General features: G+C 69.1%; 18 protein-coding genes. 9 read left to right on the forward strand and 9 right to left on the reverse strand.

Translation table 11 applies throughout. From position 1 onward, the window contains the following. The first annotated feature begins 87 nt into the window (after window positions 1–87). Entirely contained in the window at window positions 88–2,511 is a 2,424-nt protein-coding gene (locus AC3WOH_RS05985; RefSeq protein ID WP_492228461.1) for a penicillin acylase family protein, read from the forward strand. Between the two features lie 26 nt (window positions 2,512–2,537). On the opposite strand, the gene AC3WOH_RS05990 is transcribed toward AC3WOH_RS05985, so the two are convergent. Together AC3WOH_RS05990 and AC3WOH_RS05995 are read right to left on the reverse strand one after the other, a co-directional pair. Beyond that, window positions 2,538–3,947 (reverse strand): sensor histidine kinase, encoded by a 1,410-nt coding sequence (locus AC3WOH_RS05990; protein ID WP_492228462.1) that lies wholly within the window; start codon window positions 3,945–3,947, stop codon window positions 2,538–2,540. Continuing rightward, window positions 3,947–4,633: a response regulator gene (locus AC3WOH_RS05995; protein WP_492228463.1), complete on the reverse strand. Its 687-nt coding sequence runs from the start codon at window positions 4,631–4,633 to the stop codon at window positions 3,947–3,949. Before AC3WOH_RS05995 ends, AC3WOH_RS05990 begins: the two co-directional genes overlap by 1 nt. Window positions 4,634–4,838: 205 nt before the next feature. On the opposite strand from AC3WOH_RS05995, the gene AC3WOH_RS06000 reads away from it, so the two are divergent. Continuing rightward, window positions 4,839–5,432 (forward strand): outer membrane beta-barrel protein, encoded by a 594-nt coding sequence (locus AC3WOH_RS06000; protein WP_492228464.1) that lies wholly within the window; start codon window positions 4,839–4,841, stop codon window positions 5,430–5,432. Window positions 5,433–5,472: 40 nt separating this feature from the next. Here the strand turns inward: AC3WOH_RS06000 and AC3WOH_RS06005 are convergent, their stop codons facing one another. Continuing rightward, on the reverse strand, window positions 5,473–7,398 hold the full coding sequence (locus AC3WOH_RS06005; protein ID WP_492228465.1) for a PhoX family protein: 1,926 nt from the start codon (window positions 7,396–7,398) through the stop codon (window positions 5,473–5,475). A gap of 196 nt (window positions 7,399–7,594) precedes the next feature. On the opposite strand from AC3WOH_RS06005, the gene AC3WOH_RS06010 reads away from it, so the two are divergent. Next, entirely contained in the window at window positions 7,595–9,094 is a 1,500-nt protein-coding gene (locus AC3WOH_RS06010; protein WP_492228466.1) for a CYTH and CHAD domain-containing protein, read from the forward strand. On the opposite strand, the gene AC3WOH_RS06015 is transcribed toward AC3WOH_RS06010, so the two are convergent. Genes AC3WOH_RS06015 through AC3WOH_RS06040 form a run of 6 tightly spaced genes read right to left on the reverse strand, consistent with a single transcriptional unit; the run spans window position 9,084 to window position 16,677 of the window. Further along, a complete protein-coding gene (locus AC3WOH_RS06015) occupies window positions 9,084–10,409 on the reverse strand; it encodes a TolC family outer membrane protein (RefSeq protein ID WP_492228467.1) in 1,326 nt (441 codons plus the stop codon). The genes AC3WOH_RS06010 and AC3WOH_RS06015 overlap by 11 nt on opposite strands. 56 nt (window positions 10,410–10,465) lie before the next feature. Further along, complete coding sequence (locus AC3WOH_RS06020; protein WP_007850151.1) at window positions 10,466–10,819, reverse strand: rhodanese-like domain-containing protein; 354 nt, start codon at window positions 10,817–10,819, stop codon at window positions 10,466–10,468. A gap of 25 nt (window positions 10,820–10,844) precedes the next feature. Next, window positions 10,845–11,552, reverse strand: coding sequence for a protein-L-isoaspartate O-methyltransferase family protein (locus AC3WOH_RS06025; protein WP_492228468.1), 708 nt, complete (start codon window positions 11,550–11,552; stop codon window positions 10,845–10,847). 22 nt (window positions 11,553–11,574) lie between these two features. Then, window positions 11,575–14,787, reverse strand: a complete 3,213-nt coding sequence (locus AC3WOH_RS06030) for an efflux RND transporter permease subunit (RefSeq protein ID WP_492228470.1) — start codon at window positions 14,785–14,787, stop codon at window positions 11,575–11,577. Window positions 14,788–14,793: 6 nt separating this feature from the next. Next, a complete protein-coding gene (locus AC3WOH_RS06035; RefSeq protein ID WP_492228471.1) occupies window positions 14,794–15,966 on the reverse strand; it encodes an efflux RND transporter periplasmic adaptor subunit in 1,173 nt (390 codons plus the stop codon). A 3-nt stretch (window positions 15,967–15,969) separates the two neighbouring features. Further along, a complete protein-coding gene (locus AC3WOH_RS06040; protein WP_492228472.1) occupies window positions 15,970–16,677 on the reverse strand; it encodes a TetR/AcrR family transcriptional regulator in 708 nt (235 codons plus the stop codon). A 310-nt stretch (window positions 16,678–16,987) separates the two neighbouring features. Between AC3WOH_RS06040 and AC3WOH_RS06045 the strand changes: the two genes are divergently transcribed. The 6 genes from AC3WOH_RS06045 to AC3WOH_RS06070 all read left to right on the forward strand — a co-directional run bounded on the left by AC3WOH_RS06045 (window position 16,988) and on the right by AC3WOH_RS06070 (window position 22,438). Continuing rightward, window positions 16,988–17,788, forward strand: coding sequence for a GntR family transcriptional regulator (locus tag AC3WOH_RS06045; protein ID WP_492228473.1), 801 nt, complete (start codon window positions 16,988–16,990; stop codon window positions 17,786–17,788). A 44-nt stretch (window positions 17,789–17,832) separates the two neighbouring features. Beyond that, a complete protein-coding gene (locus AC3WOH_RS06050; protein WP_492228474.1) occupies window positions 17,833–19,035 on the forward strand; it encodes an ABC transporter substrate-binding protein in 1,203 nt (400 codons plus the stop codon). A 98-nt stretch (window positions 19,036–19,133) separates the two neighbouring features. Next, window positions 19,134–20,006: a branched-chain amino acid ABC transporter permease gene (locus AC3WOH_RS06055; protein ID WP_184855939.1), complete on the forward strand. Its 873-nt coding sequence runs from the start codon at window positions 19,134–19,136 to the stop codon at window positions 20,004–20,006. Then, a complete protein-coding gene (locus AC3WOH_RS06060) occupies window positions 20,003–20,974 on the forward strand; it encodes a branched-chain amino acid ABC transporter permease (protein ID WP_492228475.1) in 972 nt (323 codons plus the stop codon). The genes AC3WOH_RS06055 and AC3WOH_RS06060 overlap by 4 nt, the downstream gene beginning before the upstream one ends. Beyond that, a complete protein-coding gene (locus tag AC3WOH_RS06065) occupies window positions 20,964–21,725 on the forward strand; it encodes an ABC transporter ATP-binding protein (RefSeq protein ID WP_492228476.1) in 762 nt (253 codons plus the stop codon). Before AC3WOH_RS06060 ends, AC3WOH_RS06065 begins: the two co-directional genes overlap by 11 nt. Continuing rightward, window positions 21,722–22,438: an ABC transporter ATP-binding protein gene (locus AC3WOH_RS06070; protein ID WP_492228477.1), complete on the forward strand. Its 717-nt coding sequence runs from the start codon at window positions 21,722–21,724 to the stop codon at window positions 22,436–22,438. The genes AC3WOH_RS06065 and AC3WOH_RS06070 overlap by 4 nt, the downstream gene beginning before the upstream one ends. Window positions 22,439–22,452: the final 14 nt, after the last annotated feature.

Below are 22,452 nucleotides of genomic sequence, written 5' to 3' on the forward strand. Positions count from 1 at the left end.
CCTGGCTTCACCTTGCGCGAAGCCTGGCTTCCTATCGTGCCGGGAGATCGCAGCAAAGGGCTGCGGTCGACTCCAACCAGGTACGACATGAATCTTCAGAATTTGCATTCCCGGCCCTCGGCGCAGGCCGGCACCCCTGGGCGCCGCCGGGTCTGGTGGCTGGGCCTTGGCATCGGCACCGCTGCGGCACTGGCTGCGTGCGGCGGCGGTGGGCCGGAGGGCGGCAGTGCCGGCGGCGGCTACAAGGCCGAGATCCGCCGCACCGCCCATGGCATTCCCCACATCGAGGCCGAGGACGAGAAAGGCATCGGCTACGGTGTGGGCTATGCCTACGCCCAGGACAATTTCTGCCTGCTGGCGGAGCACTTCGTCACCGTGCGGGGCGAGCGTTCGCGCTACTTTGGCGCCGGGGACGCCCCCGAGGCGGGGCAGGGCACGCTGGCCACCAACCTCACCTCCGACCTGTTCTACCGCTACCACAACGACGAGGCCCAGTTGCGGGCAGCCTGGGGCGCCTACAGCGCACCGGTGAAGGCGCTGTTCAAGGGCTTTGCCGCGGGCTACAACCGCTACCTGCGCGAAACCGGGGCCGCAGGCCTGCCGGCGGACTGCAAGGGTCAGGCCTGGGTGCGCGCCGTGGACGACACCGACCTGGTGCGCCTGATGCGCGACTATGGGGCCATGAACGGCATCGCCGACATGGCGCCCTTCCTCGCCCAGGCCGCGCCGCCCGGACGCGGCAGCCAGGCCGCGCAGGCCTCCGGGCAGGTTTCATCCCTGCAGTCCCTGCTGCGCAAGCCCGTCACGGGCAGCAATGCCATGGCGCTGGGCAGCGATGCCACCGACAACGGGCGCGGCCTGCTGCTGGGCAACCCCCATCTGCCCTGGAATGGCGTGCTGCGCATGTACCAGCTGCACCTGAGCATTCCCGGCCGCATGGACGTGATGGGCGCAAGCCTGCCCGGCCTGCCGATGGTGGGAATCGGCTTCACCCGCGATTTCGCCTGGACGCACACCACCAACACGGCAGCGCGCATCACTTTCCACCAACTGCAGCTGGACCCGGCCGACCCCACCCGCTACGTGGTGGATGGCCGCAGCAAGCCCATGGAGCGCAAGGCCCTGCGGGTGGAGGTGCTGCAGCCCGACGGGCGCATCGCGGTGCATGAGCACACCTACTACGCCACCGACTTCGGCACGGTCCTGGCCCACCCGCAACTGCCCTGGGACAGCCGCCACGCCTATGTGGTGCGCGATGCCAACACCGACAACCACCGCCTGGCAGAACAGTGGCTGGCCATGAACCAGGCCGGATCGCTTGCCGAGATGAAGGAGGCGGTGCTGCGCATCGTGGGCAATCCATGGAACAACACGCTGGCGGTGGATGCCGCGGGGCGCGCCCTGTTCATGAGCGCCACGCCGACGCCGAATGTCTCTGTGCAATTGCTGCAGGACTGCCGAGCGGCCTTCGCCGAGGACGCCCTGGCCGCGCTGCCGGCTGCGCTGCTGCGTGGCGACACGGCCCGCTGCCATTGGGCGAGCGACCCCGCGGCGCCGCAGTCCGGCATCTTCGCCGGCCGCAGCCTGCCCGTGCTGGAGCGGCGCGACTATGTGCACAACGCCAACGACAGTGCCTGGCTGACCAACCCCGCCGTGCCACTCACGGGCTTTTCACCGCTGCTCAGCGTGGCGGATGCACCGCAAGGCCTGCGCACCCGCCAGGGCCTGGCCTGGCTGCAGGCCGCGCTGCAGCCGCGCAACGGCCTGCCTACCCGGCGCGTGTCCCAGGACCAGGTGCAGGCCATGGTGCTCGACAACCGCTCCTACCTGGCCGAGCTGGTGCTGGACGACATGCTCTCGCTGTGCCCCGGGGGCAGCCGCATGGGCGCCCCCTCGGCCGAGCTGCGCCAGGCCTGCTCGGCGCTTGCCGCCTGGAACCGGACCGCCGGCCTCGATGCCGGCATCGGCTATGGCTATCTGGAAGACTTCGCGCTGTCGTTCCTGGGGCAGGCGCCCGACGTCTGGCGTGTGCCCTTCGATACCACCGATCCGGTGAACACCCCACGCGGCCTGCGCGTGGAGCAGCCCGCGGTGGCCGAGCAGGTCCGCGCGGCGATGGAGGCGGCCGTGCGCAACGTGGCCGCGCGCGGCTGGGCGCCGGGCCAGCGCTGGGGCGACATCCAGGGCGTGACGCGGGGCGGGTGCCGCATCCCCGTGCCGGGAGGGGTGGAGGAGCTGGGTATCTACAACGTGGTGGGGAGCCTCGATACCACGGGCAATGGCCAGCGCGAAGCCTTGCTGGGCACGAGCTACCTGCAGGCGGTGGGGTTCACGGCCGAAGGGCCGCGCGCCCGGGCGATCCTGGCCTACTCGCAATCCTCCAACCCGGCTTCCGCCTGGTCCGCCGACCAGAACGAGCGCTTTGCCCGGCGCGAATGGGTCGATCTGCCCTTCACCCGCGTGCAGATCGATGCCCAGCCCGGTGTCTCGCGCAGCGTGATTGCGGAGTGAGGGGGGCAGCGCCGGCGCCGGGTGAATCAGTCGCCACCCTGGCCTTGTGCCAGGGGCAGGGCCACCCGCACCAGGAGCCCGCCGCCGGTGCCCTCGTGCAGGCTGGCACGGCCGCCATGGCGGGCCGCCACGTTCTGCACGATGGCCAGGCCCAGGCCGCTGCCGCTTTGCACCTGGTCGGGCACGCGGAAGAACCGGTCGAACACGCGCTCGCGCCACTGCACCGCAATGCCGGGGCCCTGGTCGGAGACGCTGAGCAGCACCTCGGTACCAGTGCGCTCGAGCGCTGCATGCACGGTACCGCCCCGCGGGCTGTACTTGATGGCGTTGTCCACCAGGTTGTCGACCAGGGACACCAGGCCTTCGCGGTCGCCGGACACCGTGACCGGCCCCGTGGCCACAAGCTCCAACTCCACCCCGGCGGCGGCCGCCAGACCGTCGAACTCCGCCAGGCGGTCCTGCACCAGCGTGTCCAGGCGCACGGAAGAGGGCATGCCGGCGTCGGCCGTGGCGTCGCTGCGCATGAGCTGCAGCAGCTGCGCCACCATGCGTGTCGCGCGTTCATTGCTGCGCAACAGGCTGTCCATGAGTTCGCGCTGGCGCGGGTCGGTGGACTGCTGGTGCAGCGCCTCCACGTTGACGCGCATGGCGGCCAACGGCGTGCGCAGTTCGTGGGCCGCGTCGGCGATCAGCACGCGTTCGCGTTCGGCGCTGTTGCGCACCCGGGAGAGCAGTGTGTTGATGCTGCGCACAAAGGGCCTGAGCTCGGCATGGCGCGGCTGGAACTGCAGGGGGGCCAGATCGCCGGGTCCGCGCGTGGCGATCTCCTCGCTCACGCGCCGCCAGGGCCGCAGGGCCAGCCGCACCGACCACCAGGCCGGAAACGCCAGGAAGGGCAGGCTCACCAGCAGCGGCAGGATGTAGTAGCCGCGCGAGTTGAAGGTGATGAGCAGGCGCGGCAGGTCCGGTATGGCGATCGCCACCTCGGTGTCCGCTGTCGCCGAGCGGCGGGTGCGCATGCGCCAGGTCTTGCCATCGACCTGCACGTCCTCCACCGTGTTGATCTGCCGGTTGCGCACCAGTTGCACGTTGGGCGGGGAGCGGTAGAGGGGCTCACCCTTGTGCCAGACAAACAGCACCGGTGCGAAACTGCCGTCTTCTTCGCCGTCGCCGTACTCGGTGCGCAGGGCCTTGTCGAAGTCCCGAAGCGCCTCGGCCTGGCGGGCAGGGTCATCGGCCAGCTTGTCGGTGATCGACAAGGCCAGGTCGAAGACCGGGTCGCTGTTCAGCAGGTCGTTGTCGCCATGAGCGGCCAGCAGCAGGGCGCCGACGAGCGTCGTCCACAGCACGAGCATCACCGCCATCTGCGCCAGCAGCAGCCGGCGGCCGAGTGAAGGCTGCAGCCAGCGCCGCAGCCGTGCCAGCGCGCGGCGCATCAGGCACCCCCCGCGGCATCGGGCAGCGGCCGGGCATCCACCACGTAGCCAATGCCGCGCACCGTGCGGATGAAGCCCGGCCCGATCTTGCGGCGCAGGTTGGAGACATGCACCTCCAGCGCGTTGCTGCCATTGTCCGGCCCGCCCGGCAGCACCTGCTCTTCCAGCAGGCGGCGCGTCACCACGCGGTCCGCGCGCTTGAGCAGCAAGGCCAGCAGGTCGAACTCGCAGCGCGACAGTTCTACCGGCCGGCCTTCCACACTGGCGCGGCGGGTCGGCTCGTGCAGGGCCAGGCCACGCAGGCGCAGGGTCTCGTCGTCCAGCCCGTAGCTGCGCCGCGCCAGGGCGCGCACGCGCGACAGCAGCTCGGCCAGCGCAAACGGCTTGACGAGGTAGTCGTCCGCCCCATGGTCCAGGCCCTGCAGCCGGTCGTTCAGGCTGTCGCGCGCGCTCAGGATCAGCACGGGCAGGCGCTGGCGGTTGCGGCGCTGGGCCTGCAGCAGCTCCAGCCCGTCGCCATCGGGCAGGCCCAGGTCCAGGATGGCCATGTCGAACAGGCCACTGGCCAGTTCGCGCCGGGCATCGTCCAGGCGCCGCACCCACACCACGTCCAGGCCCTGGTCGGCCAGGGCGATGCGTATGCCGTTGCCCAGGTCCAGATCGTCTTCCACCAGCAGCAGTCTCATCGGCCTTCCCTCGTGGCGTGTCGCCTTCCAAAAAAGGCAAGTATCTGCGAGCAGACAGCCCGGCCCTTCAGCTTGTCTTCAGCCAAGCCAAGCCCGCGTTCAGGTGCGCGAAGAACACTGCAGGGGTGCTGGAGCCGCAGCCTGCCCTGCGCGGCAGGGGGTTGCCAGCCACTTTTTTCAACGGAACCACCACAGGAAACCTGACATGCAGAAATCATCGATCGCGTCGCTGCTCGTGCCCCTGGCACTGTGCACAGCCATGACCGGCAGCGCCCAGGCGGCCGAACCGGCGCCCCATACGGGCCTGTACGTCGGCGGCGCGGCAGGCGTCTCGCGCTACCGGCTCGCCGATCCCGGCGCCCCGGTGGCCAGCAAGGACACTTCCGGCACCGGCCTCAAGCTCTACGGCGGCCTGCGCTTCTCCGAGCACTTCGGGATCGAAGCCGGCTATGCGCAGCTGGGCCAGTTCAGCGAGCGGGTGCGCCAGGGCGGGGCCGAGGTCGAGCAGCAGGGCAAGGGCCGCGTGTTCTATGCCGCAGCCACCGGGCGCATTCCGATCACCGATGCCATTGCGATCAATGCCCGGGCCGGCATCGCCCAGGGGCGGGTGTCTGGCCACAACGTCCTGTCGGCCAGTGCCAACCCCATCGGGCGCGAGCGCGGGCTGATGCTGGGCGGCGGCGTGGAGTACGGGCTTTCGCGCAACCTGGCCATCACCGCCGACTACGACCATTTCGGCAAGCTCTCGCGGGCCGCCAAGGGCGGATTGGTGACGGTCGGGCTGCGCGCCAGCTTCTGACGGCAGGGCCGAACGGGGGGCGACCCACCGCCCCCGGGCCTCAGGTCCCCACCACACCCCCGTCTGCCTTGCGGATCACCACCGTGGCCGAGCGGGGGCGGCCGGCGGCGCGGTGGTCGGGCCAGTTGGAGAACTTGCGCGGCTCGGCAGGGTCGCTGCGTTCGCTCGGGCTCTCGCCGGGGTGCTGGATGTTGATGAACAGGGTTTTGCCATCGGGCGCCATGGTGGCACCGGTGATCTCGCAGCCCGAAGGACCGACCAGGAAGCGGCGGATTTCCCCGGTGCGCGGGTCGGCTGCGAGCATGGCGTTGTTGCCCATGCGCGCCAGATCGCCCTTGCCCATGGCCGAGGTCGACATGTCGGTCTGCACCCAGAGCACGCCGCGGCCGTCAACCCACAGGCCGTCGGGGCAGGCGAACATGTCGCCCTTGACGCTGCCCTTGGCGTCCGCACGTTCGTTGGCCGGGTCGCCCGCGAGGATGAAATGGTCCCACTGGAAGCGCGCGCCATCGAAGTCGCCGGTTTCCTTCCAGCGGATGATGTTGCCCATGCTGTTGTTGGCGCGCGGGTTGGCGGCATCCACGCCGGGCTGGCCGCTGCTGCCGCGGTTGCTGTTGTTGGTCAGCGTGCAGTAGACGGCGCCGTCCTTGCCCACGGCAATCCATTCGGGGCGGTCCATCTTGGTGGCGCCCAGCAGGTCGCTGGCCTGGCGCGTCTTGACCATCACCTCGCCGGCGTCGGCGAAACCGTTGGCCGGCGTGAGCGGGCCCTGGCCATGCGTGAGGGGCAGCCATTGGCCGCTGCCGTCGGCGTTGAACCGGGCGACGTACAGCGTGCCGTGGTCCAGCAGCTCGGCGTTCTCGCGCGCACCACCCGGGCGGATCTTGTCGCGGCTCACGAACTTGTAGATGTACTCGAAGCGCGAATCTTCGCCCGAATAGACCACGGCGCGGCCGTCCTTGGTGACGGCCACAGTGGCCCCTTCGTGCGCGGCGCGGCCCAGGGCCGTGCGCTTGACGGGGGTGGAGCTGAAGTTGAAGGGGTCGATCTCCACGATCCAGCCGAAGCGGTTGGGCTCGTTGGGGTGTTTGCTGGCGTCGAAGCGCTCGTCGTGCTCGCTCCAGCGGTAGCCGGCCGGTTCGCCCTTGCGCAGGCCCCAGCGGGTTTCGTGGGCGTTGGGCATGTCCGGGCCCTTGAAGTAGTTGATGAAGTTCTCTTCGCAGGTCAGGTAGGTGCCCCAGGGCGTGATGCCGCTGCCGCAGTTGTTCAGGGTGCCCAGCGGGCGCATGCCGGCCGGGTCGGCGGTGGTGCGCAGCAGGGCATGCCCTGCGGCCGGGCCGCCGAAGGCCATGGGCGTACGGGCGGTGATGCGCCGGGCCCAGGGAGAGGGGCGCACCACCTCCCACTGGCCATCGGCCTTTTGCGCCACCTCGACCACCGAGACCCCGTGCGCAGCCTGGGACTTGCACACCTTCTCGGCCGTCCAGGTCTTCATGCCGTCGGCATGCAGCAGGCCGTCGTCGGTGTACTCGTGGTTCATGACCAGCAGGCCCTGGCGGCTGCCTTCCTGGGCATAGAAGTGGATGCCGTCGTGGTGCATGCCGAACTGCGCCTCCTGCTCGGCGGCGGTGTTGCTGCCGTCTTCCTTGAAGGCCGGGTTCTCGCCCGAGAGGCCCACGGGGTCGCCCCAGGGCGCGATGACCTGGGCCACATAGCCCTCGGGCACGACGATGCGGTCGGCCGTGCCGATGGGCACGCTCTTGAAGCCCAGCAGCGGGCCGCTGGCGATACCGGTGCCGCTGGCGCAGCCGGGCAGGGACACGGCGGCCAATGGCGCCAGCAGGCCGCCGACGGCCGAGGCCAGCCCACCGCCGAGCAGGGTGCGGCGGCGCAATGCCGACACCTCGTGGATGCTCGGGTTGCCCGAGCGGTTGCTGTCTTCCATCGTGGCGAAGTCTTTGGCCATGAAACTCTTTCGGTGGGGTGGGAAACTGGATTTCTTCTGGGGCGGCCGGGAGACAATGCTGCCAACGCGGCTCCTGCGCCTTGTGGCATGGAGCCCATGCGGCGTGGCCACGCCTGGGGCCAGCAGCTTAGGTTTCAAAAATGGCGGTTTGATGACAGGCAGTTCCCTGGCACGCCCCGTCCCCCGAGAAGACACCATGGAAGTCGAGTTCAAGTTCACCATCCCGCCCAAGCGCCTGGCCGCCGTGAAGGCAGCGGCCCGCCGCGGCGCGTCCAGCGCGATCCGCCTGGAGGCGCGCTACTTCGATACCGCCGACAAGGCCCTGTCATCGCGCGGCATCGCGCTGCGCCTGCGCAACGAGGGCGGGCAGTGGGTGCAGACCGTCAAGGCCCTGGGCGACGGCCCGCTGGACCGCGAGGAGCACAACGTCACCATCGACACCCCGTCGGCGCTGGCACGCCCGGCCCTGCATGCGGGCAGCAAGGCCGGCGAGCGCCTGCGTGCGGCGCTGGACAGCGCGCAAGGCCCGCTGCTGGAGACCTACCGCACCGAGATCGACCGCACCCTGCGCGACCTGGCCTTCCGTGGCGGCGTTGTCGAGCTGGCCTTCGACTTCGGACGCATCGTCGCCCATGGCGGCACGCCGCAGGAAAAGCAGACGCCCGTGTGCGAGCTGGAACTGGAGCTCAAGGAGGGGCCGGTGGCCGGCCTCGTCGAGGTCGCTACCCAGTGGGCGGCGCAGCATGGCCTGGTGCTGAACACGGTGTCCAAGGCCGAGCGCGGCGAGCGGCTCATGGCCGCCCAATGGGCCCGGCCGGCGGCCAAGGCGCGGCCCATGGTGGCCAGTGGCACGCGCAAGCAGTTTCTCAAGGGACCGCAGCTGCAGCGCGCGGTGCTGTCCAATTGCCTGGCGCAGGTGCTGGCCAATGCCAGCGAGATCGTCGAGGGCTCGGCAGGCCCGGAGCATGTGCACCAGCTGCGCATCGGCATCCGCCGCTTGCGCACGGCCTTGCGCGAACTCGACGCGCTGGCGCCGGGGCGCTTCGACCCGGCCTGGGAAGCGCCACTGGTCGCGGCTTTCCGCAGCCTGGGCCGGCTGCGCGACCAGGAGCAGGCGCTGCAAGCGATAGGCGCGGAACTGCGGGACGCTGGCGCGCCCCCGGCCGAGACGCAGCCTGCCGCCGCCATGGGGCCATCGCCGCTGCACATCGTCAGTGGCCCCGATTTCCAGTCGGTCCTCATCGCCCTGATGGGCTTCACTGCCCAGGCCAGAGGGCCGTTGGCGGAGGACGACGCGCTGGGCGCGGCCGGCACGCGCCGCTACCTGCAGCAGCGGCTGGGCGCGCTGCGCAAGAAGATCCATCGGGATGCGCGCCGTTTCGAGTCCTTGCCGGGCGAGGCGCAGCACCGGGTGCGCAAGCGCCTGAAGCGGCTGCGCTTTCTGGCGGAGTTCGTGGCGCCGGCCCTCGAAGGGGAGGGCAGCGCATTCCTGCAGAGCCTGCAGCCGGCCTTGTCGGCCCTGGGCCGGCTCCACGACGAGCAGGTGGCCAGCGCGCTGTACCGCGACCTGGCCGCCAGGGACCCCAGGGCCTGGTTCGGCGTGGGCTGGCTGGCGGCCCGGCGCGGGGCCTCGGTCAAGGCCACCCGAAAGGCCCTGGCCCGGCTGGGGGAAGCCCCCCGCTTGCTCAGGGGGTGAGCAGTGCGTTGATGGCGCGCACGTCTTCGAGGGTCAGCGTGCCGGCGGCCTGGCGCAGCTTGAGTGTGCCCAGGAGCACGTTGTAGCGTGCCTGGGCCAGGTCGCGCTTGGTCTGGAACAGCTGGCTCTGGGCATTGAGCACGTCGATGTTGATGCGCACGCCCACCTGGTAGCCCAGCTTGTTGGCATCCAGGGCGCTCTGGCTCGATGCCTCGGCGGCCTGCAGGGCCTGCACCTGGCCCTGGCCCGACTGCACGCCGAAGAAGGCCGTGCGCGTGGCCTGCGCCACGTTGCGGCGCGTGGTCTCCAGGTCGGCGCTGGCCTTTTCTTCCAGGACCAGGGTCTCCTTGACGCGGTTCTGCACCGAGAAGCCGGCGAACAGCGGCAGGTTCAGCGCCAAGCCCAGGCTGGCATTGTTGGTGCGGCTGTTGATGCCCGGCGCGGTGATGGTGCCCGTGGGGTTGCGCTGGATGTTGTAGCCGGCCTGCAGGTCCAATGTGGGCAGGTGGCCGGTTTCGGCCTTTTTCGTCTCCAGGCGCGCGATGTCCAGGGCGATCTGTGCCTGGCGCACGCCGGGCTGCTGCTCACGGGCCGTGTCCACCCAGGTGATCACATTGTCGGGTTGCACCGGTGGCAGCTGCAGCGGCAGGGCCAGGGGCTTGGGCTGGGAGCCCGTCACGCCCACGAGCTGGTCGAGCGCGAGCTTTTTCACGCGCAGGTCGTTCTCGGCCGCGATCTCCTGGGCGATCACCAGGTCGTAGCGTGCCTGGGCTTCGCGCGAATCGGTCACGGTGGAGGTGCCGACCTCGAAATTGCGCTTGGCCGAAGCCAGCTGTTCCGACACGGCGGCCTTCTGCGCCTGCACGAAGGTCAGCGTGTCCTGGGCGGCCAGCACGTCGAAGTAGGCCTGGCTCACACGCACCAGCAGGTCCTGGCTGGCTGCGTCGAGCTGGGCCTGGGCCACGTCCACGCCGCGCTGGGCCTGTTCCAGGTTGATGCGGTTGGCCGGGCGGTACAGGGGCTGCGAGGCGTTCACGCCCAGGGTCTGGGTGGTGGCGGTGCGCTCGATGGGCGGGCGGCTCACATCGGTGTTGGCGCGCGAGACGCCGGCCGACAGACCGGCGCTGGGCAACAGGCCGGCGCGGGCCTGGTCGGCACGGCGGGCGGATGCATCGAGCTGCAGCCGGGCCGACTGCCAGGCCGTGTCATAGGTGCGCGCGGACTCCAACAGCTCCATCAGGCTCTGGGCCTGTGCGGGGGCGCACAAGGCAGCGCCCAGCGCCAATGACAGGGGAAGTAGCCGGAACGAGGTCATGGATGCCTTTCAGGAAGATCTGCATGTCGGAGGGGACGAAGGAGGCGGTGCGGGCTTCAATAGCGGGGGACGGCCGGGTCGTTCTCGTGCGACCAGGCGTCGATGCCACCGCTGATGTTGGCCAGGCGCTCGAACCCTTGCTGCTCCAGGAACGCCGCCACGCGCAGGCTGCGGGCGCCGTGGTGGCACAGGCAGGCGATGGGCGTGCCCGCGTCGCGGGCGGCATCGAGTTCGGCCAGGCGGCCGGTGAGCTGCCCCATGGGGATGGCCACCAGCTCGAACCCGTCAGCGCGCACGCTGGCCGTCTGCAGTTCCCAGGGCTCGCGCACATCCAGCACCACGGGCCGGCTGCCATCGGGGGCGGTGGCGAACCAGGCGGCGAGTTGGGCGGGGCGGATGTGCTCGATCATGCAAAAAACTCCAGAAAAAGGCGGGTCAGAACGTGAAGCGGGAAGGTTCGGGGAAGTTCACCAGGCGTGGCGCGGTGGTGTCCCAGGGCGAAGTGGTTTCGAAACGGTCGCCGCTGCGACGCACCAGGGTGAAGCGCATCACGGGCTCGCTGCCCACGATGGCGCCCAGACGGCCGCCATCGCGCAGCTGCGAGAGCAGGGCGGTGGGTACTTCGGCCACGGAGCCGCTGAGCACGATCACGTCGAAGGGGCCGTCGCTGGCACCCTGCGAGCCATCGGCCAGGCGCACTTCGGCGTTCTGCACGCCGGCGCTGAGCAGGTTTTCGCGCGCCATCTCGGCCAGCTCGGGCACGATTTCCAGCGAGACCACGCTCTGCGCACGGGCGGCCAGCAGGGCGGCCATGTAGCCGGAGCCGGCGCCGATCTCCAGCACGCGGTCGGTCGGCTTGATGGCCAGGTCCTGCAGCACGCGGGCTTCCACGCGGGGCTGCAGCATGCTGTGGCCGGCCTGCACGGCTTCTTCGGCATTGCCGAGCAACGGCACTTCGATGTCCATGAAGGCCAGGCTGCTGTAAGCGGGCGGCACGAATTCCTCGCGGCGCGCCACGGCCAGCAGGTCGAGCACGTCGGCGTCGAGCACGTTCCAGGGGCGGATCTGCTGCTCGATCATGTTGTAACGGGCCTGGACGATGGGATCGTTGGGGTTGGCCGAGGTGTTCAGGGGCAGGGTCATGGAGTTCTCCGTGGGGCGGGTGTCAGGACAAACCCTCGATTTTAGAGGCCTTGGGCGCCACCTGGCCGCGACCCATGCGCGCCAGGGCCCAACGCGCCAGATCGTCCATGTAGCAATACACCACCGGCACCACCACCAGGGTGAGCAGCGAGGAGGTGATGACCCCCCCGATCACGGCCTGGCCCATGGGGGCGCGCTGCTCGGAACCCTCCGACAGCGCGAAGGCCAGCGGCACCATGCCGAAGATCATGGCCAGCGTGGTCATGAGGATGGGGCGCAGGCGCACGCGGGCCGCCAGCAGCAGGGCATCGGCACGCGGCAGGCCGGGCACCGTGTTGCCGGCGTCGTCGGTGTGCTCCTCGCGGGCTCGGATGGCGAAGTCCACCAGCAAGATGGCGTTCTTGGTCACCAGGCCCATCAGCATCACCACGCCGATGATGGAGAACATCGACAGGGTGGAGCGGAACATCATGAGCGCCAGCACCACGCCGATCAGCGTGAGCGGCAGCGAGGTCATGAGCGCCAGGGGCTGCAGAAAGCTCCTGAACTGGCTGGCCAGGATCATGTAGATGAAGACGATGGCCAGCACCAGCGCCGAGATGGCGTAGCCGAAGGATTCGGCCATGTTCTTGGTGGAGCCGCCGAACTGGTAGCGGTAGCCTGGCGGGAAATGCACCTCGTCCAGGGCCTTCTTGATGTCTGCCGACACCTCGCCGGCCGAGCGCTGCGACACGTTGGCGTTGACCGCCACCTCGCGCGTCAGGTCGCGGCGGTTGATCTGGTTGGCGCCGGTGGACTCCTTCACGGAGGCCACCTGGTTCAGGCGCACGATGCGCGAGCTGCCATCGGCCGCCGAGGCCATGGCAAAGGGCAGGCGCTCCAGGTCCTGCGGGGCGGTGCGGGCCTCGGGCGCCAGGCGCACGTTCACGTCGTAGGTCTGGTCATCGGGGGCGCGCCAGTTGCCCACCGTGGTGCCGGCCACCAGGGTGCGCAGCGAGGCGGCCATCTGCGCCACCGACAGGCCCAGGTCTGAGGCCGCGTCGCGCTTGATGTCGAGGGCGATCACCGGCTTGTTGGGCTTGGCGCTGGTATCCAGGTCCACCAGGCCGGGAATGCCGCGGATCTTCTCGGTCACGGTGCGCGTCAGGCGCTCCAGCTCCAGCAGGTCCGGGCCCTGCAGCGAGAACTCCACCTGCTTCTGGCCGCCCACGGCATCGAGCAGGCCCACGTGCGTGACGGTGATGCCGGGCACGGTCTTCAGGCGCTCGCGCAGCACGTCGGACATGGCGTCCACGCTGCGGCTGCGGTCCTTGCGGTCCACCAGGCGCACGTAGATGTTGGCGTAGATCTTGCCCTGGGCATTGCCGGTGTTGATGGTGGACAGCGTGTAACGCACCTCGGGCATCTCGTGCAGGATGGCCTCGACCTGGGCCGCCTTGGCCTCGGTGGCTTCGAGCGAGGAGCCCACGGGCGTGTAGAAGTTGATCGAGGTCTCGGAAAAGTCCGCCTTGGGCACGAACTCGGTGCCCAGGAGCGGCACCATGACGATGCTCAGCACGAAGATGCCCACGGCGATCGCCATGGTGGTTAGCTTGTGCACCAGCGACCAGCGCAGGATGTGCTGGTAGCCCTCGGCCAGGGCGTCGGTGGCGCGGTCGAACCAGCCCGTGACGCGGCCAATGGTCTTGTCGTAGAAGGTGACGGGCTCGGTCTTCTGGCCATGGCCGTGGATGCTCGGGTCGTGCCAGATGCTCGACAGCATGGGGTCGAGGGTGAAGCTCACGAACATCGAGATCATCACCGCCGCGACGATGGTGATGCCGAACTCGTGGAAGAACTTGCCGATGATGCCGCCCATGAAGCCGATGGGCATGAACACCGCCACGATGGACAGGGTGGTGGCCAGCACGGCCAGGCCGATCTCCTGCGTGCCGTCCATGGCGGCGTTGTAGGCGGACTTGCCCATCTGCACGTGGCGCACGATGTTCTCGCGCACCACGATGGCATCGTCAATCAACAGGCCCACGCACAGGCTCAGCGCCATCAGCGTGATCATGTTGATGGTGAAGCCGAACATGTTCATGAACAGGAAGGTGCCGATCAGCGCGATCGGCAGGGTCAGCCCCGTGATCACGGTGGAGCGCCAGGAGTTCAGGAACAGGAAGACGATGAGCACCGTGAGGATGGCGCCCTCGATCAGCGTCTGGCGCACGTTGTTCACCGCCACGCGGATCGGGCGGGCGCTGTCGCCGATGGTCTCCAGCCGCACGCCGGGCGGCAGCTGGTTGCGCAGCTCGACCACGGCGGCGTTCAGGCCGTCCACCACCTCGATGGTGTTTTCGCCCTGCGACTTCTGCACCGACAGCAGCAGCGTGCGCTGGCCGTTGTACAGGGCTAGGCTTTCCACCTCCTGGGCGCCGTCGTTGACGCGGGCCACCTGGTCCAGGCGCACCGGGGCGCCGTTCTTGCGCGCCACGATGATGCGGCCGAAATCCTCGGGCCGCTGCATGCGCGCATCGATCTGCACCACGCGCTCCTGCGCCAGTGAGCGGATGGCGCCCACGGGCAGGTCCTGGTTCTCGTTGCGCACGGCGCTGGCCACCTGGTCGGGCGTGACGCCGAAGGCTTCGAGCGCCTGCGGGTTCAGGTAGATGTTGATCTCGCGCTTGGTCGCGCCCACCAGGTTCACGGCACCCACGCCGCGCACGTTCTCCAGGCGCTTCTTCAGGATCTGCTCGGCCCAGGTGGTCAGCTCGACCGCGCTGCGCGCCGCAGCGCCGTCCTTGGCGGCTTTCTCATCGGGCAGCACGGCCAGCGACCACACGGCGCGGCTGGCCGGGTCGAAGCGCAGCACGCGCGGCTCCTTGACCTCGGTGCGCAGCAAGGGGCGCACGGTGGCCACCTTCTCGCGCACGTCCTCGGCGGCCTTGCGGCCATCGATGTGCAGCTGGAACTCGATGATGACGACGGCCATGCCCTCGTAGCTGCGCGAGGTCAGGGCGTTGATGCCGGCAATCGAATTGACGCCTTCCTCGATTTTCTTGGTGACCTCGCTCTCGACGATCTCGGGTGAGGCGCCGGGGTAGTCCACCGTGACCACCACCACCGGGAAATCGATGTTGGGGAACTGGTCGACCTTGAGACGCTGGTACGAAAAGAGGCCCAGCACCACGATGGCGAGCATCACCATGGTGGCGAACACCGGGTTCTTGAGACTGACCTTGGTGAACCACATGGCGGGTCAGGGCGCGGGGCGCGATGCAGGGGCCGAAGCGGGGGCGGCGGCTGCCGCCGTGGTGACGGCCGTGCCTTCGCGCAACTGGCCCATGCGGCCGGAGACGACCACCGTGCCTTCGGCGGCACCTTCGATGGCGACCAGGGCCTGGCCACCGACCACGGCGCGCGCGCCGGTCTTGACCGGCAGGTAGGCCACCTTGCCATCCCGCACGGCCTGGATGTAGGGCGCGGGCTTGTCGGTGCGCACCGCATCGAGCGGCACGGTCAGCACTTCGGCACGGCCGGTGTCGAGCAGGCCCTGCACGAACAGGCCCTGGCGCAGCGCGGGGGCACCGCGGTTCTGGGCAATGGCCAGGTAGACCGGCACCGTGCGGCTGCCGGCCTGGGCACTGGGGTTGATGCGCGCCACCGTGGCCACCACGGGCTCGGCGCTGCCTTCGATCTGCAACTGGGCCTTCTGGCCCACGCGCACGGCCAGCGAATCGGCCGGGCTCAGCAGGGCCTCGAGCTCCAGGCGCGAGAGGTCGACCACCTCCAGCACGCGGCCGTCGACGGGCATGCGCTCGCCGGGCTGGGCCAGGCGCTGCGAGACCTGGCCGGTGATGGGGCTGCGCAGCACGGTGTCTTCGAGCGACTTTTTGGCCAGATCGGCCGCCGCCAGCGCGGCGCGGTAGGTCGATTGGGCCGATTCCAGGCTGGCCTGTGAGGTGACCAGCGCCGTGGCCGAGATGAAGCCCTGGTTCACCAGCGCCTGGTTGTTGGTCACCGTGCGCTGGTTGATGTCGACCTGGGCACGGGCGGCGTCGGCCTGCTGCTGCGCCTGGCGCAGGCGGGCCTGGGATTCTGTGGCGTCGATGCGGGCCAGCACCTGGCCGGCGCGCACGCTGTCGCCCTCGCGCACCGTCAGGCCTTGCAGTTCACCGGCCACGCGCGCCTTGACCATGGCCGATTCGGTGGCGCGCAGCGAGCCCGAGACCGGCACGCCCAGCACCAGGCTTTTGCGCACCACGCCCACCAGTTCGCCGGCCGCCAGTTGCATGGGCGCCTCGGCGCGCTGGCTGGCGGCCTGTGCCAGGGCCTTTTGCTGCTGTTGGCGCGCGGCCATGGCGCGCCATGCGCCACCGCCCACCAGCACGACGACGGCGGCCGCAGCCAGCCAGGGAATCCAGCGTTTCATGGGTCAGACAGGAGAGGAGGGGGAAGGGGAGACCGGGGCAGGAGCGAAGGGCCCTGATTCCGGTCGGGCGCACAGGCCGAACAGCACGTTGTCCACCTGGGCATCGATGAACTTCTCGGGGCCCAGCTCCAGCGCGTCGGGCATGCAGGCGCCCATGGAGTGTTTCCACAGCATGAGAAAGATCATGGGTGCGAGCACGATGTGCACGGCGTAGTCGAGGTTCACGGGGCGGAACTCGCCGCGCTCCACCCCGCGGCGCAGGATGCGGCGCACCAGGTCCTGGCCCGGCTGTATCACCTCTTGCTGGTAGAAGAGGGTGATCTCGGGGAAGTTCTGGGATTCGCTGAACATCAGCTTGGTGATGCCCGAGGCCTTGGTGGCGCCAATGCGCTCCCACCAGACCTGGTAGCAGTGGCGCAGCAGCTCGCTGGTCGTGCCCTCGAAGGCCGCGAGCTCATGGCTCCACTCTTCGAAGCGGCCTGCGATGTTCTGGCGCACCACGGCCTTGAACAGCTCTTCCTTGCTCGGGAAGTAGAGGAACAGCGTGCCCTTGGACACCCCGGCGCGCGCGGCTACGTCGTCCACCCGGGTGGCGGCAAAGCCTTTTTCCACGAACAGGTCGAGCGCCGCCTCCAGCAACTCGCCGGGACGCGCTTCCTTGCGGCGTTCGCGTTTGGTTCCGGCAGAAGGGGTGGCGGGGGCGGTGGTCAAGGGGCGTTGTAGTTAATGACTGACTGGTTAGTAATATAGCAAGCGTGTCTGCCGGCGTCAATTGATCGATGCCCTGGGGCGACACCAGCGCGATGCCTTCTGGGGCTGCGGGTAAACCCCGGGTCCGCGCGCGTGCTGCTCCACGGCGGTGCATGCGTCCCGTGGCGGCCCCACGAACGTGCGTGCCAGTGCTCCAAAAATGGGAGCGCCATGGGCCTGGCTGCGCTCCGGCGCAAATGTCCTTAAAACAGGACCAAACAGGCTTAAATGTCTCATTGACAGGACATTATGGATAGCCCACGATGAACCCATGTCGTCCAAGCTGCCGCTGCCCAAGTACCACCAGATCTACCTGGTGCTGCGCGAGCAGTTGCAGGAAGGCCACTTCGCTGCCGGCCTGCCGGGCGAGCTGGCGCTGATGCGGCAGTTCTCGGTGGCCCGCGTCACGGTGCGCCGTGCGCTGGAGCTGCTGCAGGGCGAAGGCCTGATCTCGCGCGAGCCCGGCCGGGGTACCCGGCCCCTGATCGCGCCCGACACGGGGCAGGGTGGCCAGGAAGGCAGCGCGCACAGCAACCGCGCCCAGCTCACCGGCCTGCTCGAGAACCTGGTCAGCATGGGCCTGCGCACCTCGGTCAAGGTGCTTGACGTGGAGACGGTGACCGCCTCGCGGGCCGTGGCCGGTGCCCTGCAGATCGCCGTGGGCGACGCGGTGCAGAAGGCGGTGCGGGTGCGCAGCACGCGCGAAGGCCCGCTCTCGCACATCACCACCTATGTGCCGGCCGACATCGCCCGCCAGTTCGGCCGGCGCGAGCTGGCGCGCAAGCCCATCTTGGTGCTGCTGGAGGAATCGGGTGTGAAGGTGGGCCGTGCCCACCAGACCATCTCCGCCAGGCTGGCCGATGCCGTGGTGGCGCGCCACCTCGATGTGGCGGTGGGCTCGGCCCTGCTGGCCGTGCGCCGCCTGATCTACGACGACCAGGAACGTCCCGTGCAATGGCTGCACGGCCTGTACCGGCCAGACCGCTACGAATACGAGATGCAGCTGTCCCGCGTGGGCAGCATCGATGCCAAGGTCTGGGTCAGCAAAGAGCTGTCGGCCCAGTTCCATTGAAGAACACAACAACCACCCCGACCCACCCTCCAAGGAGTACGCCCATGAGCAATCGCCGCCATTTCCTCTCCCAGTCGGCCGCCGCCGCGTCGGCCCTGGCCTTCCCCCTGGTGGGTGGCGCGCAGGCCAAGGCGGTCAAGGTAGGGGTGCTGCACCCGGTGACGGGGGCGCTGGCCTATTCGGGCCAGCAGTGCCGCGAGGGGGCGATGCTGGCCATCGAGGACATCAACAAGGCCGGCGGCATCAAGTCCCTGGGCGGCGCCAAGCTCGAGGCCCTTCTGGGCGATGCGCAGTCGCAGCCCCAGGCCGGTGCGGCCGAGGTCGAGAAGATGAACGAGGCTGGCGTGTCCGCCGTGGTCGGTGCCTTCGCCTCCGCCATCTGCCTGGCCACCACGCAGGCCGCCGCCAAGTACAACCTGCCGCACATCGTGGACGTGGGCGTGGCCGACCAGATCGTGGAACGCGGCCTGAAGAACACCTTCCGCTTCGGCCCCGGCTACAAGAAGTGCACCGAGACCGCCATGGCCAACCTGCACGTGCTCAACACCGCGGCCGGCAAGCCCGCCAAGACGGTGATGGTGATCCACGAGGAGTCGCTGTTCGGCTCGGGCACGGCCCAACTGCTGTCGCGCGAGCTGCCGGGCTACGGCTACGAGGTCAAGGAAGTCGTCAAGCACGCCAACCCCACGCGCGATTTCAACAACATCGTGCTGCGCATGAGGGCGGTGAACCCCGACATCGTGATCCCCGCCAACTACTACAACGAGTACGCGCTGCTGGTGCGCACCATGCAGCAGCAGAAAGTCACGCCCAAGGCCATCTACTCGGTGCTGGGCGGTGCCGCGTCGAGCTACAAGTTCGTCAAGGAGTTCCCGGACGCGGCCAACGGCATCATCGACTGCAACCACTGGTTCAACCCCAAGGACAAACGCGCCCAGGACCTCAAGAAGCGCGTGGAAGCCAAGGGCCTGTTCTTCAGCTACGAGCTGTTCATGACCTACACCAGCATGTGGCTGCTGGCCGATGCGCTGGAGCGTGCCAAGTCCGTGGACCGCGCCGCCCTGATCGACGCGCTGGAGAAGAGCAGCTTTGCCGACCACATCATGCCCTACGGCCCCACGAAGTTCGTGGCCGGGCAGAACCAGGGCGCCCAGCCGCTCATGACCCAGGTGCTCAAGAACGACATCAAGGTCATCATCCCGCGCGACTACCGCGAGGCGGATCCACTCTTCCCGCTGAAGGCCTGACAACCGAGCTTCCGGCCATGCGCGCACCGGCTGACTTGGCGCCAGAGGCCCTGGCGCCAGGCCGCGCCTTTGCCTGACATGCCCGGCACACCACTTCCATGTTCGATCTCAGCATCCTCTTCCCCTCGGTCCTCAACGGCCTGACGACCGGCGCGGTCTACGCGCTGATCGCCCTGGGCCTCACCCTGATCTACGGTGTGCTGCACATCATCAACTTCGCGCACGGCGCGTCGCTGATGCTGGCGCTGTACGCCGTCTACCTGCTCAAGCAGCACTGGGGGATCGATCCCTACCTGGCGCTGCCCATCCTCGTGCCCGGCATGTTCGCCCTGGGCTATGGGCTGCAGCGCGTGGTCATCAACCGCGCCAGCCACGGCAAGGACGAGAACATCCTGCTCGTCACGCTGGGCATCTCCATCGTGATGGAGAACCTGGCGCTGCTGTTCTTCAAGTCCGACACGCGCACCATCGAGACGGCCTACACCCTCACCACCGTGGCCATCGGCCCGGCCATGATCGCGCTGCCCAAGCTGGTGTCCTTTGCCGGGGCGCTGGTGGTCTCGGGCCTGCTGCTGTGGATCGTGGGGCGCACCGACCTGGGCCGCGCCATCCGCGCCGTGGCGCGCGAAAAGCACGGCGCCAAGCTCATGGGCATCCATGTGGACCATGTGTACGCCATGAGCTTCGGCATTGGCCTGGCCTGCCTGGGTGCGGCCGCGTGCTTTCTGCTGCCGGCCTACTACGTCAACCCACAGGTGGGCAGCGGCTTCGTGCTGGTGGCCTTCACCATCGTCGTGCTCGGCGGCATGGGCAGCTTTGCCGGCGCGCTCGTGGGCGGGCTGCTGATCGGGGTGGTCGAATCGCTCGGCGGCCTGTACCTGGGCGAATCGCTGGGGCAGATCGGCATCTTCGCCATCTTCATCGCCGTGCTGCTGTTCCGCCCGCAGGGCCTGTTCGGAGCCCGGCAATGAAGCAGCTCGCATCCATCGCAGTCTTCGTGCTGGCCGTGTCTGCCATCACCCTGGCGTCCGATTCGGGCGTGCTGCTCAACTTCGTCATGATGTCCCTGTACGCGGCGCTGCTGGCGCAGGCCTGGAACATCCTGGGCGGCTTCGGCGGGCAGTTCTCGTTCGGCCATGCGCTGTTCTTCGGCACGGGGGCCTACATCCAGGCCATCGCGCAGATGCAGGGCGGTATCAACCCCTGGCTGGCGCTGCCCCTGGCCGTGGCGGGCAGCGCGCTCGTGGGGCTGTTCGTGGGCGGGCTGTCGTTCCGCTACGGGCTCAAGGGCTCGTACTTCGCGCTGGTCACGCTGGCCTTTGCCGAGGTGTTCCGCATCCTGGCGCTGTCGGTGCCCTTCACCGGCGCGGGCGTGGGGCTGATGCTGCCGCTCAAGGAATCGCTGGCCAACATGCAGTTCGGCTCGCGCAAGGGCTATGTCTTCCTGGTCCTGGCGCTGGTCACCCTGGCGCTGCTGGCCAGCTGGTGGCTGCGCAATTCGCGCTTCGGCGCCTGGCTGCAGGCCGTGCGCGACAACGAGGATGCGGCCCGCGCGGTCGGCGTCAACCCGTTTCGCGTCAAGCTGGGCGCCATCGCGCTCTCGGGTGGCTTCATGGGCGCGGCCGGGGCGTTCTATGTGCAGGTCTTCCAGTACATCGACCCGGGCATCGCCTATGGTTCGGCGACCTCGGTGGAGGCCCTGGTGGCAGCCATCGTGGGCGGCATCGGCACCGTCTGGGGTCCGGTGCTCGGCGCGCTGGTGCTGCATGTGCTGGCCGACCTCACGCGCAACCTGTTCGGCCAGCTGCCCGGGATCAACATGGTGATCTACGGCACGGTGCTGGTGCTCATCGTGATGTTCCTGCCGCGCGGCATCGCGGGCCTGGGCCAGTCCGTGGTGGACCTGTGGAAACGATCGGGAGGCCGCCATGGCGAATGAACTCTTGACCCTCACCGGCGTGGGCAAGTCCTTCGGCGGCCTCAAGGCCGTGCAGAACGTCAGCCTCACGGTGCCCGAAGGCTCGCTGACGGCGCTGATCGGCCCCAACGGCGCCGGCAAGACCACGCTGTTCGCGCTGATGAGCGGCTTCGTGCGGCCCGACACGGGCAGCGTGCGCCTGGCCGGGCAGGACATCACCGGCCAGGCCCCGTACCTCAACGCCCGGCTGGGCATGGCGCGCACCTTCCAGATCGTGCAGCCCTTCGCGGCGCAGACCGTGCGCGAGAACATTGCCGTGGGGGCGCACCTGCACGAACCGCGCCGCGCCGCCGCCCTGGCCCTGGCCACCGAGGTGGCGGGGCGCGTGGGCCTGGCTGCGCAGCTGGACAAGCCGGCGTCGGACCTCACCGTGGCCGGGCGCAAGCGGCTGGAGCTGGCGCGCGCATTGGCTACCCGGCCGCGCCTGCTACTGCTCGACGAGGTGCTGGCCGGCCTCAACCCCCAGGAGATTGCCGAGATGATTCCCGTGGTGCGCGGCATTGCGCAGGGCGGCGTGACGGTGCTGATGATCGAGCACGTGATGCAGGCCGTGATGAACCTGGCCGAGCACGTATGGGTGCTGGCCCAGGGTCAATTGATCGCCGAGGGCAGCCCCGCGGCCGTGACCTCCGACGAACGCGTGATCGAGGCCTACCTGGGCCATGGCACGGCCGCACGCCTGCGCGCCGCGGCCGCCAAGGAGGCAGCATGAACACGGCTCCCTTGCTCGGCATCACCGGGCTGCGTGGCGGTTACGGCCGTGTCGAGGTGCTGCGCGGTGTCGACCTCTCGGTCCACCCCGGCGAAACCGTGGCCCTTCTCGGAAGCAATGGCGCCGGCAAATCCACCTTGAACAACGTGGTCTGCGGCATCTACAAGGCCTGGGCCGGCACGGTCGCCTTCGGCGGCGCCGACCTGAGCGACGCGCACTACACCGAGGTCGTCAAGGCCGGGTTGATCCAGGTGCCCGAGGGTCGCAAGATCTTTCCCAACCTCAGCGTGCTCGAAAACCTCTCCCTGGGCAGCTTCACCCGGGCCCGGGAGCGCCGCGCCGAGAACATCGACAAGGTGTTCGCCACCTTTCCGCGCCTCAAGGAGCGCACCGGCCAGCTGGCCGGCACCATGAGCGGCGGCGAGCAGCAGATGCTGGCCATCGGCCGCGGCCTGATGGCCGAGCCGCGCCTCTTGATCCTGGACGAGCCCTCGCTGGGCCTGTCGCCGCTGCTGGTCGAGGAGATGTTCGGCCTGATCCGCAAGCTGCGCGAAACCGGCCTGGCGGTGCTGCTGGTGGAGCAGAACGTGGGCCAGTCGCTGGAGATCGCCGACCGCGCCTATGTGATGGAAAACGGGAGCATCCGCTTTGCCGGCGCGCCCGACGAACTGCTGCGCAGCGACGAACTGCGCCGGGCCTACCTGGGCCTTTGACAAGGAGACAAGAA

Source organism: Acidovorax sp. FW305-C-20-28 (assembly GCF_058783375.1).

What these genes read in the sequence shown, in the direction of transcription:
- AC3WOH_RS05985 (WP_492228461.1), top strand. Translation starts at nt 88, where the DNA reads ATGAATCTTCAGAATTTGCATTCCCGGCCCTCGGCGCAGGCCGGCACC.
- AC3WOH_RS05990 (WP_492228462.1), bottom strand. Translation starts at nt 3,947, where the DNA reads ATGCGCCGCGCGCTGGCACGGCTGCGGCGCTGGCTGCAGCCTTCACTC.
- AC3WOH_RS05995 (WP_492228463.1), bottom strand. Translation starts at nt 4,633, where the DNA reads ATGAGACTGCTGCTGGTGGAAGACGATCTGGACCTGGGCAACGGCATA.
- AC3WOH_RS06000 (WP_492228464.1), top strand. Translation starts at nt 4,839, where the DNA reads ATGCAGAAATCATCGATCGCGTCGCTGCTCGTGCCCCTGGCACTGTGC.
- AC3WOH_RS06005 (WP_492228465.1), bottom strand. Translation starts at nt 7,398, where the DNA reads ATGGCCAAAGACTTCGCCACGATGGAAGACAGCAACCGCTCGGGCAAC.
- AC3WOH_RS06010 (WP_492228466.1), top strand. Translation starts at nt 7,595, where the DNA reads ATGGAAGTCGAGTTCAAGTTCACCATCCCGCCCAAGCGCCTGGCCGCC.
- AC3WOH_RS06015 (WP_492228467.1), bottom strand. Translation starts at nt 10,409, where the DNA reads ATGACCTCGTTCCGGCTACTTCCCCTGTCATTGGCGCTGGGCGCTGCC.
- AC3WOH_RS06020 (WP_007850151.1), bottom strand. Translation starts at nt 10,819, where the DNA reads ATGATCGAGCACATCCGCCCCGCCCAACTCGCCGCCTGGTTCGCCACC.
- AC3WOH_RS06025 (WP_492228468.1), bottom strand. Translation starts at nt 11,552, where the DNA reads ATGACCCTGCCCCTGAACACCTCGGCCAACCCCAACGATCCCATCGTC.
- AC3WOH_RS06030 (WP_492228470.1), bottom strand. Translation starts at nt 14,787, where the DNA reads ATGTGGTTCACCAAGGTCAGTCTCAAGAACCCGGTGTTCGCCACCATG.
- AC3WOH_RS06035 (WP_492228471.1), bottom strand. Translation starts at nt 15,966, where the DNA reads ATGAAACGCTGGATTCCCTGGCTGGCTGCGGCCGCCGTCGTCGTGCTG.
- AC3WOH_RS06045 (WP_492228473.1), top strand. Translation starts at nt 16,988, where the DNA reads ATGTCGTCCAAGCTGCCGCTGCCCAAGTACCACCAGATCTACCTGGTG.
- AC3WOH_RS06050 (WP_492228474.1), top strand. Translation starts at nt 17,833, where the DNA reads ATGAGCAATCGCCGCCATTTCCTCTCCCAGTCGGCCGCCGCCGCGTCG.
- AC3WOH_RS06055 (WP_184855939.1), top strand. Translation starts at nt 19,134, where the DNA reads ATGTTCGATCTCAGCATCCTCTTCCCCTCGGTCCTCAACGGCCTGACG.
- AC3WOH_RS06060 (WP_492228475.1), top strand. Translation starts at nt 20,003, where the DNA reads ATGAAGCAGCTCGCATCCATCGCAGTCTTCGTGCTGGCCGTGTCTGCC.
- AC3WOH_RS06065 (WP_492228476.1), top strand. Translation starts at nt 20,964, where the DNA reads ATGGCGAATGAACTCTTGACCCTCACCGGCGTGGGCAAGTCCTTCGGC.
- AC3WOH_RS06070 (WP_492228477.1), top strand. Translation starts at nt 21,722, where the DNA reads ATGAACACGGCTCCCTTGCTCGGCATCACCGGGCTGCGTGGCGGTTAC.